General features: G+C 33.4%; 31 protein-coding genes. All 31 read left to right on the forward strand.

Features of this window, described 5'->3' with window-relative positions:
• Nucleotides 1-9 precede the first annotated feature (9 nt).
• A complete protein-coding gene (gene rpsJ, locus ACVCXO_RS05830) occupies nt 10-315 on the forward strand; it encodes a 30S ribosomal protein S10 (protein ID WP_010181931.1) in 306 nt (101 codons plus the stop codon).
• Nucleotides 316-436: 121 nt separating this feature from the next.
• On the forward strand, nt 437-1054 hold the full coding sequence (gene rplC / locus ACVCXO_RS05835; protein ID WP_452228659.1) for a 50S ribosomal protein L3: 618 nt from the start codon (nt 437-439) through the stop codon (nt 1052-1054).
• On the forward strand, nt 1054-1683 hold the full coding sequence (gene rplD, locus ACVCXO_RS05840; RefSeq protein ID WP_452228660.1) for a 50S ribosomal protein L4: 630 nt from the start codon (nt 1054-1056) through the stop codon (nt 1681-1683). The genes rplC and rplD overlap by 1 nt, the downstream gene beginning before the upstream one ends.
• Nucleotides 1684-1690: 7 nt before the next feature.
• Nucleotides 1691-1981 carry a 50S ribosomal protein L23 gene (gene rplW, locus ACVCXO_RS05845; RefSeq protein WP_452228661.1) on the forward strand — a complete coding sequence of 97 codons (291 nt, stop codon included), beginning with the start codon at nt 1691-1693 and terminating at the stop codon, nt 1979-1981.
• 10 nt (nt 1982-1991) lie between these two features.
• Nucleotides 1992-2816, forward strand: coding sequence for a 50S ribosomal protein L2 (gene rplB, locus ACVCXO_RS05850; RefSeq protein ID WP_452228662.1), 825 nt, complete (start codon nt 1992-1994; stop codon nt 2814-2816).
• A gap of 3 nt (nt 2817-2819) precedes the next feature.
• The gene (gene rpsS, locus ACVCXO_RS05855) at nt 2820-3098 is read left to right on the forward strand and encodes a 30S ribosomal protein S19 (protein WP_055442880.1); all 279 of its coding nucleotides are present in this window, start codon (nt 2820-2822) and stop codon (nt 3096-3098) included.
• A 4-nt stretch (nt 3099-3102) separates the two neighbouring features.
• Nucleotides 3103-3510: a 50S ribosomal protein L22 gene (rplV, locus tag ACVCXO_RS05860; RefSeq protein ID WP_452228663.1), complete on the forward strand. Its 408-nt coding sequence runs from the start codon at nt 3103-3105 to the stop codon at nt 3508-3510.
• 7 nt (nt 3511-3517) lie between these two features.
• On the forward strand, nt 3518-4240 hold the full coding sequence (gene rpsC, locus ACVCXO_RS05865) for a 30S ribosomal protein S3 (RefSeq protein ID WP_055442879.1): 723 nt from the start codon (nt 3518-3520) through the stop codon (nt 4238-4240).
• A 20-nt stretch (nt 4241-4260) separates the two neighbouring features.
• Nucleotides 4261-4680 carry a 50S ribosomal protein L16 gene (gene rplP, locus ACVCXO_RS05870; protein WP_452228664.1) on the forward strand — a complete coding sequence of 140 codons (420 nt, stop codon included), beginning with the start codon at nt 4261-4263 and terminating at the stop codon, nt 4678-4680.
• Nucleotides 4681-4692: 12 nt separating this feature from the next.
• Entirely contained in the window at nt 4693-4884 is a 192-nt protein-coding gene (rpmC, locus tag ACVCXO_RS05875) for a 50S ribosomal protein L29 (protein WP_452228665.1), read from the forward strand.
• Between the two features lie 13 nt (nt 4885-4897).
• A complete protein-coding gene (gene rpsQ, locus ACVCXO_RS05880) occupies nt 4898-5155 on the forward strand; it encodes a 30S ribosomal protein S17 (RefSeq protein WP_055442877.1) in 258 nt (85 codons plus the stop codon).
• 2 nt (nt 5156-5157) lie between these two features.
• Nucleotides 5158-5526, forward strand: coding sequence for a 50S ribosomal protein L14 (gene rplN / locus ACVCXO_RS05885; protein WP_452228666.1), 369 nt, complete (start codon nt 5158-5160; stop codon nt 5524-5526).
• A 14-nt stretch (nt 5527-5540) separates the two neighbouring features.
• Entirely contained in the window at nt 5541-5852 is a 312-nt protein-coding gene (gene rplX, locus ACVCXO_RS05890) for a 50S ribosomal protein L24 (protein ID WP_055442875.1), read from the forward strand.
• A 2-nt stretch (nt 5853-5854) separates the two neighbouring features.
• A complete protein-coding gene (rplE, locus tag ACVCXO_RS05895; protein ID WP_452228667.1) occupies nt 5855-6406 on the forward strand; it encodes a 50S ribosomal protein L5 in 552 nt (183 codons plus the stop codon).
• A gap of 3 nt (nt 6407-6409) precedes the next feature.
• On the forward strand, nt 6410-6679 hold the full coding sequence (gene rpsN / locus ACVCXO_RS05900; RefSeq protein ID WP_033960808.1) for a 30S ribosomal protein S14: 270 nt from the start codon (nt 6410-6412) through the stop codon (nt 6677-6679).
• A gap of 68 nt (nt 6680-6747) precedes the next feature.
• Nucleotides 6748-7146 (forward strand): 30S ribosomal protein S8, encoded by a 399-nt coding sequence (gene rpsH / locus ACVCXO_RS05905; RefSeq protein ID WP_452228668.1) that lies wholly within the window; start codon nt 6748-6750, stop codon nt 7144-7146.
• 17 nt (nt 7147-7163) lie between these two features.
• Complete coding sequence (gene rplF / locus ACVCXO_RS05910; RefSeq protein WP_452228669.1) at nt 7164-7706, forward strand: 50S ribosomal protein L6; 543 nt, start codon at nt 7164-7166, stop codon at nt 7704-7706.
• Nucleotides 7707-7716: 10 nt separating this feature from the next.
• Entirely contained in the window at nt 7717-8073 is a 357-nt protein-coding gene (gene rplR / locus ACVCXO_RS05915; RefSeq protein WP_452228670.1) for a 50S ribosomal protein L18, read from the forward strand.
• A 6-nt stretch (nt 8074-8079) separates the two neighbouring features.
• The gene (gene rpsE, locus ACVCXO_RS05920; protein WP_452228671.1) at nt 8080-8604 is read left to right on the forward strand and encodes a 30S ribosomal protein S5; all 525 of its coding nucleotides are present in this window, start codon (nt 8080-8082) and stop codon (nt 8602-8604) included.
• 12 nt (nt 8605-8616) lie between these two features.
• Nucleotides 8617-8799 (forward strand): 50S ribosomal protein L30, encoded by a 183-nt coding sequence (rpmD, locus tag ACVCXO_RS05925; RefSeq protein ID WP_055442868.1) that lies wholly within the window; start codon nt 8617-8619, stop codon nt 8797-8799.
• Nucleotides 8800-8813: 14 nt separating this feature from the next.
• The gene (gene rplO / locus ACVCXO_RS05930) at nt 8814-9266 is read left to right on the forward strand and encodes a 50S ribosomal protein L15 (RefSeq protein ID WP_055442867.1); all 453 of its coding nucleotides are present in this window, start codon (nt 8814-8816) and stop codon (nt 9264-9266) included.
• A gap of 13 nt (nt 9267-9279) precedes the next feature.
• Nucleotides 9280-10626, forward strand: coding sequence for a preprotein translocase subunit SecY (gene secY, locus ACVCXO_RS05935; RefSeq protein ID WP_452228672.1), 1347 nt, complete (start codon nt 9280-9282; stop codon nt 10624-10626).
• Between the two features lie 10 nt (nt 10627-10636).
• Nucleotides 10637-10852 (forward strand): translation initiation factor IF-1, encoded by a 216-nt coding sequence (gene infA / locus ACVCXO_RS05940; protein ID WP_007094967.1) that lies wholly within the window; start codon nt 10637-10639, stop codon nt 10850-10852.
• Between the two features lie 10 nt (nt 10853-10862).
• Nucleotides 10863-10979: a type B 50S ribosomal protein L36 gene (gene ykgO, locus ACVCXO_RS05945; protein ID WP_076732133.1), complete on the forward strand. Its 117-nt coding sequence runs from the start codon at nt 10863-10865 to the stop codon at nt 10977-10979.
• A gap of 2 nt (nt 10980-10981) precedes the next feature.
• Entirely contained in the window at nt 10982-11356 is a 375-nt protein-coding gene (rpsM, locus tag ACVCXO_RS05950; RefSeq protein ID WP_055442865.1) for a 30S ribosomal protein S13, read from the forward strand.
• 98 nt (nt 11357-11454) lie between these two features.
• Entirely contained in the window at nt 11455-11838 is a 384-nt protein-coding gene (rpsK, locus tag ACVCXO_RS05955; RefSeq protein WP_055442864.1) for a 30S ribosomal protein S11, read from the forward strand.
• A 176-nt stretch (nt 11839-12014) separates the two neighbouring features.
• The gene (rpsD, locus tag ACVCXO_RS05960; protein ID WP_452228673.1) at nt 12015-12620 is read left to right on the forward strand and encodes a 30S ribosomal protein S4; all 606 of its coding nucleotides are present in this window, start codon (nt 12015-12017) and stop codon (nt 12618-12620) included.
• A 94-nt stretch (nt 12621-12714) separates the two neighbouring features.
• On the forward strand, nt 12715-13707 hold the full coding sequence (locus tag ACVCXO_RS05965; protein WP_452228674.1) for a DNA-directed RNA polymerase subunit alpha: 993 nt from the start codon (nt 12715-12717) through the stop codon (nt 13705-13707).
• Between the two features lie 62 nt (nt 13708-13769).
• The gene (rplQ, locus tag ACVCXO_RS05970) at nt 13770-14240 is read left to right on the forward strand and encodes a 50S ribosomal protein L17 (RefSeq protein WP_452228675.1); all 471 of its coding nucleotides are present in this window, start codon (nt 13770-13772) and stop codon (nt 14238-14240) included.
• Nucleotides 14241-14327: 87 nt separating this feature from the next.
• Complete coding sequence (locus tag ACVCXO_RS05975) at nt 14328-15035, forward strand: hypothetical protein (protein WP_452228676.1); 708 nt, start codon at nt 14328-14330, stop codon at nt 15033-15035.
• A gap of 370 nt (nt 15036-15405) precedes the next feature.
• Complete coding sequence (locus ACVCXO_RS05980; protein ID WP_452228677.1) at nt 15406-16125, forward strand: hypothetical protein; 720 nt, start codon at nt 15406-15408, stop codon at nt 16123-16125.
• Nucleotides 16126-16212: the final 87 nt, after the last annotated feature.

Here is a 16212-nt window from a genome sequence, read left to right on the forward strand (position 1 = left end):
GTTAAGAAAATGAGTCAAAAAATTAGAATCAAATTAAAGTCTTACGATCATAACTTAGTAGACAAGTCTGCTGAAAAGATTGTAAAAACAGTAAAAAGTACAGGAGCTGTTGTAACTGGACCAATTCCATTACCAACACACAAGAAAATTTTCACTGTATTACGTTCACCTCACGTAAACAAGAAGTCAAGAGAACAATTTCAATTAAGCTCTTATAAGCGTTTATTAGATATTTACTCTTCATCTTCTAAAACAATTGACGCTCTAATGAAGTTAGAGTTGCCAAGTGGTGTTGAAGTAGAGATAAAAGTTTAAGTTTAAACTTACATGTCCTTAACGATGGTTAAGGAAAAACGGTAAAAATACAATTCAAGGCTGAAACGTATTTTTCAGCCTTGTTTTTTTAATAAATAGTAACAAATAAATAAATAATAATATGTCTGGGTTAATTGGAAAGAAAATCGGTATGACCAGCATCTTTGATGAAAACGGGAAAAATATTCCTTGTACAGTAATCGAAGCTGGACCATGTATCGTTACCCAAGTCAGAACTGAAGAAGTTGATGGTTATGAAGCCATTCAACTTGGTTTCGATGACGCGACAGAAAAGAGCGCTACTAAAGCTGACTTAGGTCATGCTAAAAAAGCGGGTACTTCTGTTAAGCGTAAAATCGTTGAATTTCAAGGTTTTGATGCGGAGTACAAATTAGGAGATGCTATAACAGTAGAACACTTTACAGAAGGTGAGTTTGTTGATGTAGCTGGAACTTCAAAAGGTAAAGGATTTCAAGGTGTTGTAAAACGTCATGGATTTGCCGGAGTTGGTCAAGCAACGCACGGTCAACACAACCGTTTAAGAGCTCCAGGTTCTATTGGTGCTGCTTCATATCCTGCGAGAGTATTCAAGGGAATGAAAATGGCAGGTAGAATGGGTGGAGACACAGTAAAAGTTCAAAATTTAAGAGTTTTAAAAGTAGTTGCTGATAAGAATCTACTTGTGGTTAAAGGATGTGTTCCTGGTCATAAAAACGCTTATGTAATTATTAGAAAATAATGAAAGTAGCAGTTGTAGATATTAACGGAAAAGACACAGGAAGAAAGGTAGACCTTTCTAAAGATGTGTTTGCTATTGAACCTAATAATCATGCGGTATATTTGGATGTTAAGCAATACTTAGCAAACCAAAGACAAGGTACTCATAAAGCTAAAGAAAGAGCGGAGATTACTGGAAGTACGCGTAAGATTAAAAAGCAAAAAGGAACAGGTACAGCAAGAGCTGGATCTATTAAGTCAGGAGTTTTTAGAGGTGGAGGTCGTATGTTCGGTCCAAGACCAAGAAACTATAGCTTTAAATTAAACAAAAACCTTAAACGTTTAGCTCGTAAATCAGCTTTAAGTATTAAGGCAAGTGAGAAGTCAATTGTAGTATTAGAAGATTTAAACTTCGATACGCCAAAGACTAAAAATTTCACTGCAGTTTTAAAAGCTTTAGGACTAGAAAACAAAAAATCACTGTTTGTGTTGGGTGCGTCAAATAATAATGTATATTTGTCGTCACGCAATTTAAAAGGCACTGAAGTGTTAATAAACTCAGAGTTAAGCACTTACAAGATTTTAAATGCAAATCAAGTAGTTCTTTTAGAGAGTTCTTTAGAAGGAATTGAAACGAATTTAAGTAAATAAGAAACAAATGAATATCTTAATTAAACCGATAATCACAGAAAAAGCGACAGCGAATAGCGAGTTAAACAACTGCTATACTTTTCAAGTGAAGACAAAGGCGAACAAGGTAGAAATTAAAAAAGCAGTGGAAGCTGCTTATGGAGTTTCTGTTGAAAAAGTTCGTACTATAAATGTCCGTCCAGATAGAAGTACTAAGTTTACAAAAACTGGTATTCAACATGGTAAAACAAATGCTGTTAAAAAAGCAATTGTACAACTGGCGGAAGGTGAGATCATTGATTTATACACTAACATGTAATTAAAGACAAATGTCAGTAAGAAAATTAAAACCAATCACACCAGGACAGCGATTTAGAGTAGTAAACGGATTTGACGCCATTACTACTGATAAGCCGGAGAAAAGTTTATTAGCTCCGAATAAAAGGTCTGGTGGTAGAAACAGTCAAGGAAGAATGACCATGCGCTATATAGGTGGAGGTCATAAACGTAAGTATCGTATTATCGATTTTAAACGTGACAAAGCAGGAGTTCCTGGTGAAGTTATGTCTATTCAATACGATCCAAACAGAACCGCTTTTATCGCATTATTGAATTATCAAGATGGCGAGAAAAGATACATTATTGCTCAAAATGGCTTACAAGTAGGTCAGACAGTAGTGTCAGGTGATACAGCAGGTCCAGAAATTGGAAACGCAATGCCTTTAGGTAAAATACCTTTAGGAACTATTATTTCTTGTTTAGAGTTACGTCCAGGTCAAGGAGCTGTTATGGCTCGTAGTGCTGGAGCATTTGCTCAATTAATGGCGAGAGATGGTAAGTTTGCAACTGTAAAATTACCTTCAGGTGAAACGCGTTTAGTGTTAGTAACTTGTATGGCTACAATAGGAGTTGTTTCTAACTCAGATCATCAATTGTTAGTATCAGGTAAGGCTGGTAGAACAAGATGGTTAGGTAGACGTCCACGTACTAGACCAGTAGTAATGAATCCTGTCGATCATCCAATGGGTGGTGGAGAAGGAAAATCTTCTGGAGGACATCCTCGTTCTAGAAATGGTATACCTGCTAAAGGTTATAGAACCCGTTCTAAAACAAAAGCGAGTAATAAATATATTGTAGAACGTAGAAAGAAATAAGATATGTCAAGATCATTAAAAAAAGGACCTTACGTTCATTATAAACTAGAAAAGAAAGTTGCAGCTAATGTGGACGCTAACAAAAAGACAGTAATCAAAACTTGGTCAAGAGCAAGTATGATTACTCCAGATTTTGTTGGACAAACAATAGCAGTACATAACGGTCGTCAATTTGTACCAGTTTACGTAACAGAAAACATGGTAGGACATAAGTTAGGAGAATTTTCACCAACAAGATCTTTTAGAGGTCACGCTGGTGCTAAAAATAAAGGTAAAAAGTAGAGCTATGGGAAGTCGTAAAAAACAAATGGCAGACGCTATTAAGGAAGCAAAAAAGGAAATCGCTTTTGCAAAACTTAATAACTGTCCTACATCACCAAGAAAAATGCGTTTAGTAGCCGATTTAGTAAGAGGTGAACGCGTAGAAAAGGCACTTAACATATTAAAATTTAGCCAAAAAGAAGCTTCAAATCGTTTAGAAACATTATTGTTGTCTGCAATTGCAAACTGGCAAGCTAAAAACGAAGATGCAAGCATAGAAGAGGCTGAATTATTTGTTAAAGAGATTAGAGTAGATGGCGGATCTATGTTAAAAAGATTACGTCCAGCACCTCAAGGTCGCGCACACAGAATTAGAAAACGTTCAAACCACGTTACAATAGTGGTAGGAGCTAACAATAACACACAAAGCTAAGGTAGATATGGGACAAAAAACAAATCCAATCGGAAATCGCTTAGGAATTATCAGAGGATGGGAATCTAACTGGTATGGAGGAAACGATTATGGTGACAAACTTGCTGAAGATTATAAAATCAGAGAGTATGTTCATGCACGTTTATCTAAAGCTAGTGTTTCAAGAGTAATCATTGAGAGAACTTTAAAACTTGTAACCGTTACTATCACTACTGCTAGACCTGGTATTATTATCGGAAAAGGTGGACAAGAGGTAGACAAGTTAAAAGAAGAGCTTAAAAAGATTACAGGTAAAGAGGTTCAAATAAACATATTTGAAATCAAAAGACCAGAACTTGACGCATTTTTAGTAGGATCGAGTATTGCTCGTCAAATTGAAAACAGAATTTCATACAGACGTGCTATCAAGATGGCAATTGCTGCTACAATGCGAATGAATGCTGAAGGAATTAAAATTCAAATTAGTGGTCGTTTAAATGGTGCTGAAATGGCACGTTCTGAACACTACAAAGATGGACGTATTCCTTTATCAACCTTTAGAGCCGATATTGACTATGCTTTAGTTGAGGCACACACTACTTATGGTAGATTGGGTGTAAAAGTATGGATCATGAAAGGTGAAGTATATGGTAAAAGAGAACTTTCTCCGCTTGTTGGATTATCTAAGAAGCAAGGAAAAGGTGGAAGAGGCGGAAGAGATAACAAGAATCAATCTCGTCGTAGAAAGTAATTTTTTAAAGAAAAGACAAAATGTTACAGCCTAAAAAAACAAAATTTAGAAAAATGCAAAAGGGACGTATGAAGGGGAACTCTGGTAGAGGTCACCAATTATCATACGGTACTTTTGGAATAAAATCATTAGATTCAAACTTTTTAACTTCACGTCAAATTGAAGCTGCACGTATTGCTGCTACTCGTTACATGAAAAGAGAAGGATCTTTGTGGATAAAAATCTTTCCAGATAAGCCAATCACAAAGAAACCTCTAGAAGTACGTATGGGTAAAGGTAAAGGTGCCGTAGAATATTGGGCAGCGGTTGTTAAACCGGGAAGAATATTATTCGAAATTGGTGGTGTGCCATTAGAAGTAGCGCAAGAAGCATTACGTTTAGCAGCACAAAAATTACCAGTTAAAACTAAGTTTGTAATTGCTAGAGATTATCAAGCATAATAATTTAAGATGATGAAACAATCAGAAGTTAAAGAATTATCTATTGCTGAGTTACAAGAGAAACTTAGTGAGACAAGAAAAAGTTATTCAGACCTTAAAATGGCTCATGTAGTATCTCCTTTAGAGAATCCAATTCAATTACGTTCTGTAAGAAGAGCGGTAGCTAGAATTGCGACTGAATTAACTAAAAGAGAATTACAATAATTCAGCTGAAAAGATGGAAAAAAGAAACTTAAGAAAAGAACGTGTAGGAGTAGTTACTAGTAACAAAATGATGAAATCAATCGTTGTTGCCGAAGTAAAAAAAGTAAAACATCCTATGTATGGTAAGTTCGTGTTAAAAACAAAAAAATATGTTGCACACGACGAAACAAACGACTGTAACATTGGAGATACAGTAAAGATCATGGAAACAAGACCTTTATCTAAATCGAAATGTTGGAGATTAGTTGAAATAATTGAAAGAGCTAAATAATTATGGTACAAACAGAATCAAGATTAAAGGTAGCTGATAACACTGGAGCAAAAGAGGTTTTAACCATTCGTGTTCTAGGTGGTACAAAAAGAAGATACGCATCTGTAGGTGACAAAATTGTTGTTGCTGTAAAAGACGCAACTCCTAATGGAAACATTAAAAAAGGAGCTGTTTCTACCGCAGTTGTAGTACGTACTAAGAAAGAAGTAAGACGTCCAGACGGATCTTATATAAGATTTGATGACAATGCTTGTGTGCTTTTAAACCCAACGGGTGAAATGAGAGGAACACGTGTATTTGGACCTGTTGCTAGAGAACTTCGTGATAAACAATTCATGAAAATTGTATCATTAGCACCAGAAGTGCTTTAAGACAATATATTAAGATGACAAAGCTTAAAATAAAATCAGGAGATACTATTAGAGTAATTGCTGGAGATCATAAAGGATCAGAAGGGAAAGTACTTAAGGTATTAACCGATAAGAACAAAGCGATCGTTGAGGGAGTAAACATGGTTAAGAAACATACTAAACCAAGTGCTCAAAGTCCTCAAGGTGGAATCGTAGAAAAAGAAGCTGCAATTCAAATTTCTAACTTATCATTGTTAACTTCGAAAGGAGAAACAACAAGAGTTGGTTATAGAATGGAAGGCGATAAGAAAGTAAGATTTTCAAAAAAATCTAATGAAGTAATATAGTTATGGCATATTCACCAAGACTTAAAGAAGAGTATAAAAGCAAAATAATTGCTGCTCTTACAGAAGAATTTAGTTATAAAAATGTAATGGAAGTTCCAAAACTTAAAAAGATAGTTTTATCTAAAGGAGTTGGAGCGGCAGTTGCAGATAAAAAGTTAATCGACTACGCGTTAGAAGAAATAACAACTATAACTGGACAAAAAGCTATAGCAACAATTTCTAAAAAGGATGTTGCTACATTTAAACTACGTAAAGGTATGCCAATTGGTGTAAAAGTAACTTTACGAGGGGAAAGAATGTATGAGTTTTTAGACCGTTTTATTACATCTGCCTTACCTCGTGTAAGAGATTTTAACGGAATTAAAGCTACAGGATTTGACGGAAGAGGTAACTATAACTTAGGAGTTGTAGAACAAATTATCTTTCCAGAGATTAATATCGATAAGGTAAACAAAATCTCAGGAATGGATATTACATTTGTAACTTCTGCGGATACAGATAAAGAAGCAAAATCATTATTAACAGAACTAGGGTTACCTTTTCAAAAGAACTAAGTTATGGCTAAAGAATCAATGAAAGCCCGCGAGGTTAAAAGAGCAAAGACAGTAGCAAAGTATGCAGAGAAACGTAAAGCTTTAAAAGAAGCTGGAGATTATGAAGCATTACAAAAGTTACCTAAAAACGCTTCGCCTGTGCGTATGCATAATAGATGTAAATTAACAGGAAGACCTAAAGGATACATGCGTACCTTTGGTGTTTCTCGTGTTACATTTAGAGAAATGGCAAATCAAGGGTTAATCCCAGGAGTTAGAAAAGCAAGTTGGTAAAATTAAATATAAACAGATTTTAGGTTCAACACCAACGTTGAAAACCAAGATCACAAAATCAATTAGTTATGTACACAGATCCAATAGCGGATTATTTAACTAGAGTTAGAAATGCGGTAAGAGCAAACCACAGAGTGGTGGAAATTCCTGCTTCTAACTTGAAAAAGGAAATTACTAAAATATTATTCGATCAAGGATATATTTTAAGTTACAAGTTCGACGATTCTTCAGTACAAGGGACAATTAAAATTGCTCTTAAGTACAATAAAGAAACAAAAGAACCAGTAATCAAGCAAATTCAAAGAATAAGTAAACCAGGTTTACGTAAGTATGCAAGTTCTAAAGAATTACCTAGAATCTTAAACGGTCTTGGTATTGCCATCATTTCTACTTCTCATGGAGTAATGACTGGTAAGCAAGCACAAAGAGATAATGTAGGTGGTGAAGTACTTTGTTACGTTTACTAATTTAAAGCCCAAAAGAAATGTCAAGAATAGGAAATAATCCGGTAGCCATTCCAGAAGGCGTAACAGTAGACATTAAAGATAATGTTGTTACTGTAAAAGGTAAATTAGGAGAATTAACACAAAACTTTGATTCAGTAGAAATCAAAGTAGAGGAAGGTAACGTAATGGTTACTCGTTCTTCAGACTCTAAAGATCAAAAAGCCAAACATGGTTTATATAGATCCTTAATTAATAACATGATTGAAGGTGTATCTAAAGGATGGACTAAAAATTTAGAGTTAGTAGGTGTAGGATATAGAGCATCAAGCCAAGGGCAAAAATTAGATTTAGCTTTAGGTTTTTCGCATAACATAGTATTGGATATAGCTCCTGAAGTTAAAATTGAAACAGTTTCAGATAAAGGAAAAAATCCAATTATAAAATTAACTTCTTTCGACAAACAATTAGTTGGTCAAGTTGCTGCAAAAATACGTGGCTTCCGTAGACCAGAACCTTACAAAGGAAAAGGTGTGAAGTTTGTTGGAGAAGTACTAAGAAGAAAAGCAGGTAAATCAGCTTAATAAGTAAGTTATGGCACTATCAAAATTCGAGAGAAGAATAAGAATAAAAAACAGAATTCGTAAGACTGTATCAGGTACAGGATCTAGACCGAGATTATCTGTTTTTAGAAGTAATAAAGAAATTTATGCTCAAATAGTTGATGATGAAACTGGTAATACTATCAGTGCTGCATCTTCAAGAGATAAAGACATTAGTTCTGCAAAAGGGAATAAGACAGAAATAGCTACATTAGTAGGGAAAGCTGTTGCCGAAAAAGCAATAAAAGCTGGTATTAATACAATCTCTTTTGATAGAGGTGGTTATATTTATCACGGTAGAGTAAAATCATTAGCTGATGGAGCTAGAGAAGCAGGACTTAAATTCTAAGAAATTATGAATCACAAATACAAAAGCGCAGAGCTTGTTAAACCAAGTGGATTAGATCTTAAAGATCGTTTAGTTGGTGTACAAAGAGTTACTAAAGTAACTAAAGGTGGTAGAGCATTTGGTTTTTCAGCAATCGTAGTGGTTGGTGATGAGGCAGGTGTAGTAGGACACGGTTTAGGAAAGTCTAAAGATGTTGCTAGTGCAATTGCAAAAGCAGTAGAAGACGCAAAGAAAAACCTAGTACGTATTCCTTTAATAAAAAGTACGTTACCACATGAACAAAAAGGAAAATTTGGTGGAGCAAGAGTAAACATCATTCCTGCAGCTCCTGGTACAGGAGTAATTGCTGGTGGAGCTGTGAGAACAGTTCTTGAGGCAGTGGGAGTACACGATGTATTATCAAAATCTCAAGGTTCATCAAACCCTCATAACGTAGTAAAAGCAACATTTGATGCTTTATTACAACTAAGAGATGCAAGAACAATTGCTCGTGATAGAGGAGTTTCTCTTGATAAAGTTTTTAAAGGATAATAAAGGAAAACGATGGCAAAGATAAAAGTAAAAAAAGTAAAGAGTGCAATCAATCGTACGCAAAGACAAAAGAGAACATTATTAGCTCTTGGTCTTAAAAAGATTGGTCAAGTAGTAGAGCACGATGCCACACCAAATATCCTTGGTATGGTTGCTAAAGTTTCACATTTAGTTTCTGTTGAAGAAGCAAAATAATATAACACTTACAAATGGATTTAAGTAATTTAAAACCTGCAGAAGGTTCAGTAAAAAATCAAGGTAAACGAATAGGTCGTGGACAAGGTTCTGGAAAAGGTGGTACTGCAACACGTGGTCACAAAGGAGCTAAATCTCGTTCTGGTTACTCTAAGAAAGTTGGTTTTGAAGGAGGTCAAATGCCTATCCAACGTCGTGTACCTAAATTTGGTTTTACTAATATTAACCGTAAGGAATATCAAGGTGTAAATCTAGATAAACTACAACAGTTAATTGATGACAAAGTAATTAAAGATACTCTTGATCTAGATACAATGATAACGTTACGTTTAGCTGGCAAAAATGAGCTAGTTAAAATATTAGGACGTGGTGAATTAAAATCTAAATTAACAGTAACAGCTCATAAATTTACAGCAACTGCAAAAGCAGCTATCGAAGCAGCTGGAGGAGAAGCAGTAACTTTATAATTAATTAAGAAGCATGAAATTTATAGAGACATTAAAAAATGTTTGGAAAATTGAAGAACTAAGAAACCGAATAATCTTAACATTAGGTTTATTATTAGTATATCGTTTCGGAGCACAAGTAGTACTTCCAGGTATTGACGCTTCACAATTAGAAGGTATACAAGGTAATACAGAAGATGGTTTATTAGGTTTATTAAATGCATTTACAGGTGGAGCATTTGCTAATGCATCTGTGTTTGCTCTTGGTATCATGCCCTACATTTCTGCTTCTATTGTAGTACAGCTAATGGGAATAGCAATTCCTTATTTGCAAAAACTACAGAAAGAAGGAGCAAGTGGACAAAAGAAAATCACGCAAATAACAAGATGGTTAACCATAGGAATCTGCTTAGTGCAGGCTCCAGGTTATTTAGCAAGTTTACCTGCTTTAGGTATTCCGCAATCTGCCTTTTTATTAGGTCAAGGTGGTTTATTCTATTTCTCTTCTGTTATTATTTTAGTAACAGGAACTGTATTTGCAATGTGGTTAGGTGAGAAGATTACAGATAAAGGTATTGGTAATGGTATTTCCTTATTAATTATGGTTGGTATTATAGCAACTTTACCTAAAAACTTCTTATTAAATGCATCTTCTAGATTAGAAGGAAATAACGTGATGTTAATTCTTTTCGAACTAGTAATTTGGTTAGCAATTATTGCAGCATGTATCATGTTAGTAATGGCGGTTAGAAAAATTGCAGTACAATACGCAAGAAGAACAGCATCGGGAGGATACGAGAAAAACGTATTTGGTGGTGCAAGACAATTTATTCCATTAAAGTTGAATGCTTCTGGAGTAATGCCAATTATATTTGCACAGGCAATTATGTTTGTACCAGGTTTAATAGGTGGCTCTTCTTTCTTAAAAGATACGGCAGCTGGACAATGGATGCAGACAAATTTTTCAGATATGTTTGGTTTCTGGTACAATTTAATATTTGCTTTATTAATTATTATATTTACATATTTTTATACGGCAATTACAGTACCTACAAATAAAATGGCGGATGATCTAAAACGTAGCGGAGGATTTATTCCTGGTATACGTCCTGGATCTGAAACCTCAGAATATTTGGATAAAATAATGTCACAAATAACATTACCTGGTTCTATATTTTTAGCACTTATTGCTGTGTTCCCAGCATTCATAGTTAAGCTAATGAACGTACAATCTGGTTGGGCCTTATTTTTTGGTGGTACATCACTATTAATTATGGTTGGAGTTGCAATTGACACTATGCAACAAGTAAATTCATACTTGTTAAATAGACACTATGATGGCTTGATGAAAACTGGTAAAAATAGAAAAGCAGTAGCTTAATTTATATACTATGGCAAAACAAGCAGCAATAGAACAAGACGGAACCATTATAGAAGCATTATCAAATGCTATGTTTCGTGTTGAATTAGAAAATGGTCACATTGTGACAGCACACATCTCAGGTAAAATGCGTATGCATTATATTAAATTATTACCAGGAGATAAAGTAAAATTAGAAATGAGCCCTTATGATTTAACTAAGGCTCGTATAACTTATAGATACTAATACCAATACGATGAAAGTAAGAGCATCAGTTAAAAAAAGAAGCGTAGATTGCAAAATAGTGCGTAGAAAAGGTAGACTTTACGTGATTAACAAAAAGAATCCTAGATTCAAACAAAGACAAGGGTAATTATGGCAAGAATTGCAGGTGTAGACATACCAAAACAGAAAAGAGGAGTAATCTCTCTAACTTATATCTACGGAGTAGGTAGAAGCAGATCAAAAGAAATTTTAGCAGAAGCTAAAGTTGATGAAAGTATTAAAGTTCAAGATTGGGACGATGACCAAATAGCAGCCATTCGTGATGCTGTTGGTACGTTTACAATTGAAGGTGAATTACGTTCTGAAACACAATTAAACATTAAGCGATTAATGGATATTGGATGTTACAGAGGTATTCGTCATAGATCTGGTCTTCCATTAAGAGGACAACGTACGAAAAACAACTCTAGAACTAGAAAAGGTAGAAGAAAAACTGTTGCTAACAAGAAGAAAGCAACGAAATAATAACATAGTCTTTAGTCTTTAGACGTTGGAAAGAATCTGTTTGAAATTAAGGTTTAGGATTCTAGCGACTATTAACTATTACTAAAAGCTAAAATAATATGGCAAAGTCAAGTACTAAAAAACGTAAAGTTATAGTAGATGCTGTTGGAGAAGTACACATTACAGCTTCTTTTAATAACATCATTATTTCACTTACCAACAAAAAAGGAGACGTAATTTCATGGTCTTCTGCTGGTAAAATGGGGTTTAGAGGTTCTAAAAAGAATACTCCTTATGCAGCACAATTAGCTGCAGAAGATGCTGCAGGTGTAGCAAAAGAAGCAGGTTTAAAGAAAGTGAAAGCTTACGTTAAAGGACCTGGAAATGGTAGAGAATCTGCTATTCGTTCTATCCACAATTTAGGAATCGAAGTAACAGAAATTATTGATGTTACTCCATTACCTCATAATGGATGTCGTCCTCCAAAACGTAGAAGAGTATAATTTATATATTTTTAAATTTAATAGCAACTGTAATTATATAGTTGCTATTAAATTTTTTATACGTAAATTTGCAAACTGAAAAATAATAATAATCAAGTATCAACAAGAGATCAACGTTTGTCGAAGGATAAGATTAAGACCTTAATTCATAAACACTCTTAAAAAAACAATTTGAAATGGCAAGATATACTGGTCCTAAAACTAAAATAGCACGTAAATTTGGCGAAGCTATATTTGGAGAAGATAAATCTTTTGAAAAAAGAAATTACCCTCCAGGACAACACGGAAACGCAAGACGTCGTGGGAAAAAATCTGAATACGCAATCCAGTTAATGGAAAAACAAAAAGCTAAATATACGTATGGTATTTTAGAGCGTCAATTTAGAGGTTTATTCAAAAAAGCAACAGCTGCTCAAGGTATTACAGGTGAAGTTTTATTACAACTTTGCGAGTCTAGATTAGACAACGTAGTGTATAGAATGGGAATCTCTCCTTCTAGAAGTGGAGCAAGACAATTAGTATCTCATAGACATATTACTGTAAATGGTGGATTAGTAAATATTCCTTCATATTCTTTAAAAGCTGGAGATGTTGTTGCAGTAAGAGAAAAATCGAAATCACTTGAATCTATTGATAGATCTTTATCAAATTCAAGTAATGTATACGAATGGATTACATGGAATAACGATACTAAGCAAGGAACTTATGTTTCTGTACCTGCTAGACTTCAAATTCCAGAAAACATAAACGAGCAGTTTATCGTTGAATTGTATTCTAAATAATAATTAATCATATTGGTATTTAGCCAAAGGATTTATTTGTGTTCTTCAAACTTATAAATCGCGCAACTAAATAACAATTAAAACGAAGAACAATATGGCAGTATTTAATTTTCAAAAGCCTGATAAAGTAATCATGATTGATTCTACTGATTTCGAAGGTAAATTCGAATTCAGACCACTAGAACCAGGTTATGGATTAACAGTTGGAAATGCTTTAAGAAGAGTTTTACTTTCTTCTTTAGAAGGATTCGCAATCACATCCGTGAGAATGGAAGGTGTAGATCATGAATTTTCTACCATTGCAGGTGTAGTGGAAGACGTAACAGAAATGATATTGAACTTAAAACAAATGCGTTTTAAGCGTCAAATAGAAGATGTGGATAACGAGTCTGTTTCTATTTCTATTTCTGGTCAAGATAAAATTACAGCTGGAGATTTTCAAAAATTTATTTCAGGATTCCAAGTATTAAATTCAGAACTAGTAATCTGTAATTTAGATCCTAAAGTAAATATTAACATGGAAATCACCATTGAAAAAGGAAGAGGTTATGTTCCTGCAGAAGAAAATAAAAAATCATCTGCACCAATAGGTACCATCTTTACAGATTCAATTTATACTCCAATTAAAAATGTTAAGTATAGCATTGAGAATTTTCGTGTAGAACAAAAAACAGATTACGAAAAATTAGTTTTCGAAATCATTACAGATGGTTCTATTACACCTCAAGATGCTTTAACCGAAGGTGCTAAAACTTTAATTCATCACTTCATGTTATTCTCTGATGAGCGTATCACATTAGAAGCGGATGAAATTGCACAAACAGAAACTTATGATGAAGAATCACTTCACATGAGACAATTGCTTAAAACAAAATTAGTGGATATGGATTTATCTGTACGTGCTCTTAATTGTTTAAAGGCTGCAGAAGTAGATACTTTAGGTGACTTAGTTTCTTTTAATAAAAATGACTTAATGAAGTTTCGTAACTTTGGTAAAAAATCGTTAACAGAGCTTGAAGAGCTTGTAAATGTTAAAGGTTTAAACTTTGGAATGGACCTTTCAAAATATAAATTAGATAAAGATTAATTACTTCATATTTTGCTCCTCAATAGTGAGTTAGAGCAAGATGAAGCTAAAACAAAAATGTCATGAGACACGGAAAAAAAGTAAATCACTTAGGTAGACAAACAGCCCACAGAAAAGCAATGTTAGCTAATATGGCTTGTTCTTTAATAGAGCACAAACGTATTAACACAACTGTAGCAAAAGCTAAAGCTTTAAAAGGATTTGTTGAACCAATGATCACAAAATCTAAAGACGACACTACGCACAATAGACGTATTGTTATGTCTAGATTAAGACAAAAAGAAGCAGTAACAGAATTGTTTAGAGAAGTTGCTACTAAAGTTGGAGATCGTCCAGGTGGTTATACACGTATCATCAAACTTGGAAACAGACTTGGGGATAATGCAGATATGGCAATGATTGAACTTGTAGATTACAATGAAATTTACAATGCAGATAAAAAAGCTAAGAAAACTACGCGTAGAAGTAGAAGAGGTGGAAACAAAGATGTTGCTCCGGCTGTAGAGACTAAAGCTACAAACGAAGAAGAATAAAATAACATTTTTTTAACAGTGCAAAAAAGGCAAACTTATTTAAGTTTGCCTTTTTTTTTATAGATTTACGTACACAAAAAACAAATCATGAAAAAATTATTTTTAATGGCATTTCTAGTAAGTGCTACATTCTCTTTTGCACAAACTGGTTCCGAAATTCTTCCTGATGGAGGAGGGAACAATGGTAGTGATCTACAAAATATTAATAGTAGAAGTGGGTTTTGGATTAAATCTACAACTTCTAATAATTTAGATGGTACATTTTACCTGTATGATAAATGGGTGAATAGAGCACAAGTGTATGTTTCAAGCGGTAAAGGATATAACATTCCTAACTGTAATTTCAATGTGAAATTCAATCGTTTTGAGGCACTTTTAGATAATGATACAAAAGGAAAAGTTTTTGCATTTAATACTAGAGATGTGACTAAAGTGAAAATTGGTCCTAAAACCTTTGTTACAAAGGCAATTGATCAAGGTGCAACGTACTTATTAGAGGTGATTCAAAAGGGAGAAAAAGTTGCTTTATATAAAGCATATAATTCAAGTATTATTGAAGCAAGAATTAACCCTATGACACAAGAAGCTATGGGTAATAATAAAGTAGATATTGTATCTAGTTATTATGTGGAAAAAGACGGTAATATTGAGCTTGTTAAAATAAAAAAATCTTCTATATTAAAGTTAATGGCTAATAAAAAAGGAGAAATGAAAACCTTTCTTAAAGAGAATAAATTATCTGTTTCAGAGGATGCAGACCTTTTTAAGATATTCGATCATTATAATGCATTATAAATAGTCGTAATACTTATGTATATAAAAAGGATAAACTATAATAGTTTATCCTTTTTTTTTATGCCTTTTTTTAAGGGCTTATTGTACTAGTGTTTTAGGACAAGAAGTATTTAGCTTATAAGCTTAACTTCCTTAAGTAGTAAAGTAATAGTTAACATAGGCAACGTTGCTTTTTTTAGATATTTTATAACTCGGTTTACAGATTTAAGATATATTTTTCTAACGCTTTATTGGTACTGACTTACCATATGCAGAAACAGAAGGTTGGGATGGTAATGACATACGTTTTGAAATGCATGTATGATTTTTCTTTAATTTTTTAGGGCAAGTACCGTTATTTTAGTTATATTTAAGATAAAATATACAGATTATGAAAAAAATTTTAGGTTTAGCGCTTTTATTATGCACGGGCATGTCATTCTCTCAAACGAGTTCAGCTACTATTATAGGTGGTGGTGGTGGAAATAAAATTAGTGATCTTTTTGCTAATGATAATATGAACACTAACAGTGGCTTTTGGATAACGACAACAACCTCTGGTGACATGAATGGTTCATCTTATCTTTACGAGAACTGGATTAATAGAGGCGAAATTTATGATGCCACAGGTAAAGGATATAACATACCCAATTGTAATTTTAATATAAGTTCTAATAGAATTGAAGCGCTTCTAAATGAAGATAGTGCAGAAAAAGTTTTTGTATTCAATACTAGAGATTTAAAAAAGGTAAGAATAGGCCTTAAAACCTTTGTAAATAAAAATATAGATAAAGGGCAAAATTATTTACTAGAAGTAATTCAAGAAGGAGACAAAATTGCTTTATATAAATCGCATAGTACTCTTGTTATTGTTGCAGAAGTTAACCCTATGACAAATCAAAAAATGGGTAAAGATAAAATGACAGTAGAAAATAGTTACTACGCAGAAAAAAACGGAAAAATACAAGAGGTTAAGATGAAAAAGTCTAACCTTTTAAAACTAATGTCTAATAAAAAACGTGAAGTTAATAGCTTTATAAAGGAGAATAAAATATCTACATCTAAGGAAGCAGATCTTTTTAAAATTTTTCAATATTATAACACATTATAATAATTGTTAATAAGCAATAATAATATAAAGGATAAACTATTTTAGTTTATCCTTTTTTTTATGCAATTTTGCAAACCAAACAACACT

Source organism: Lacinutrix sp. MEBiC02404 (assembly GCF_053601575.1).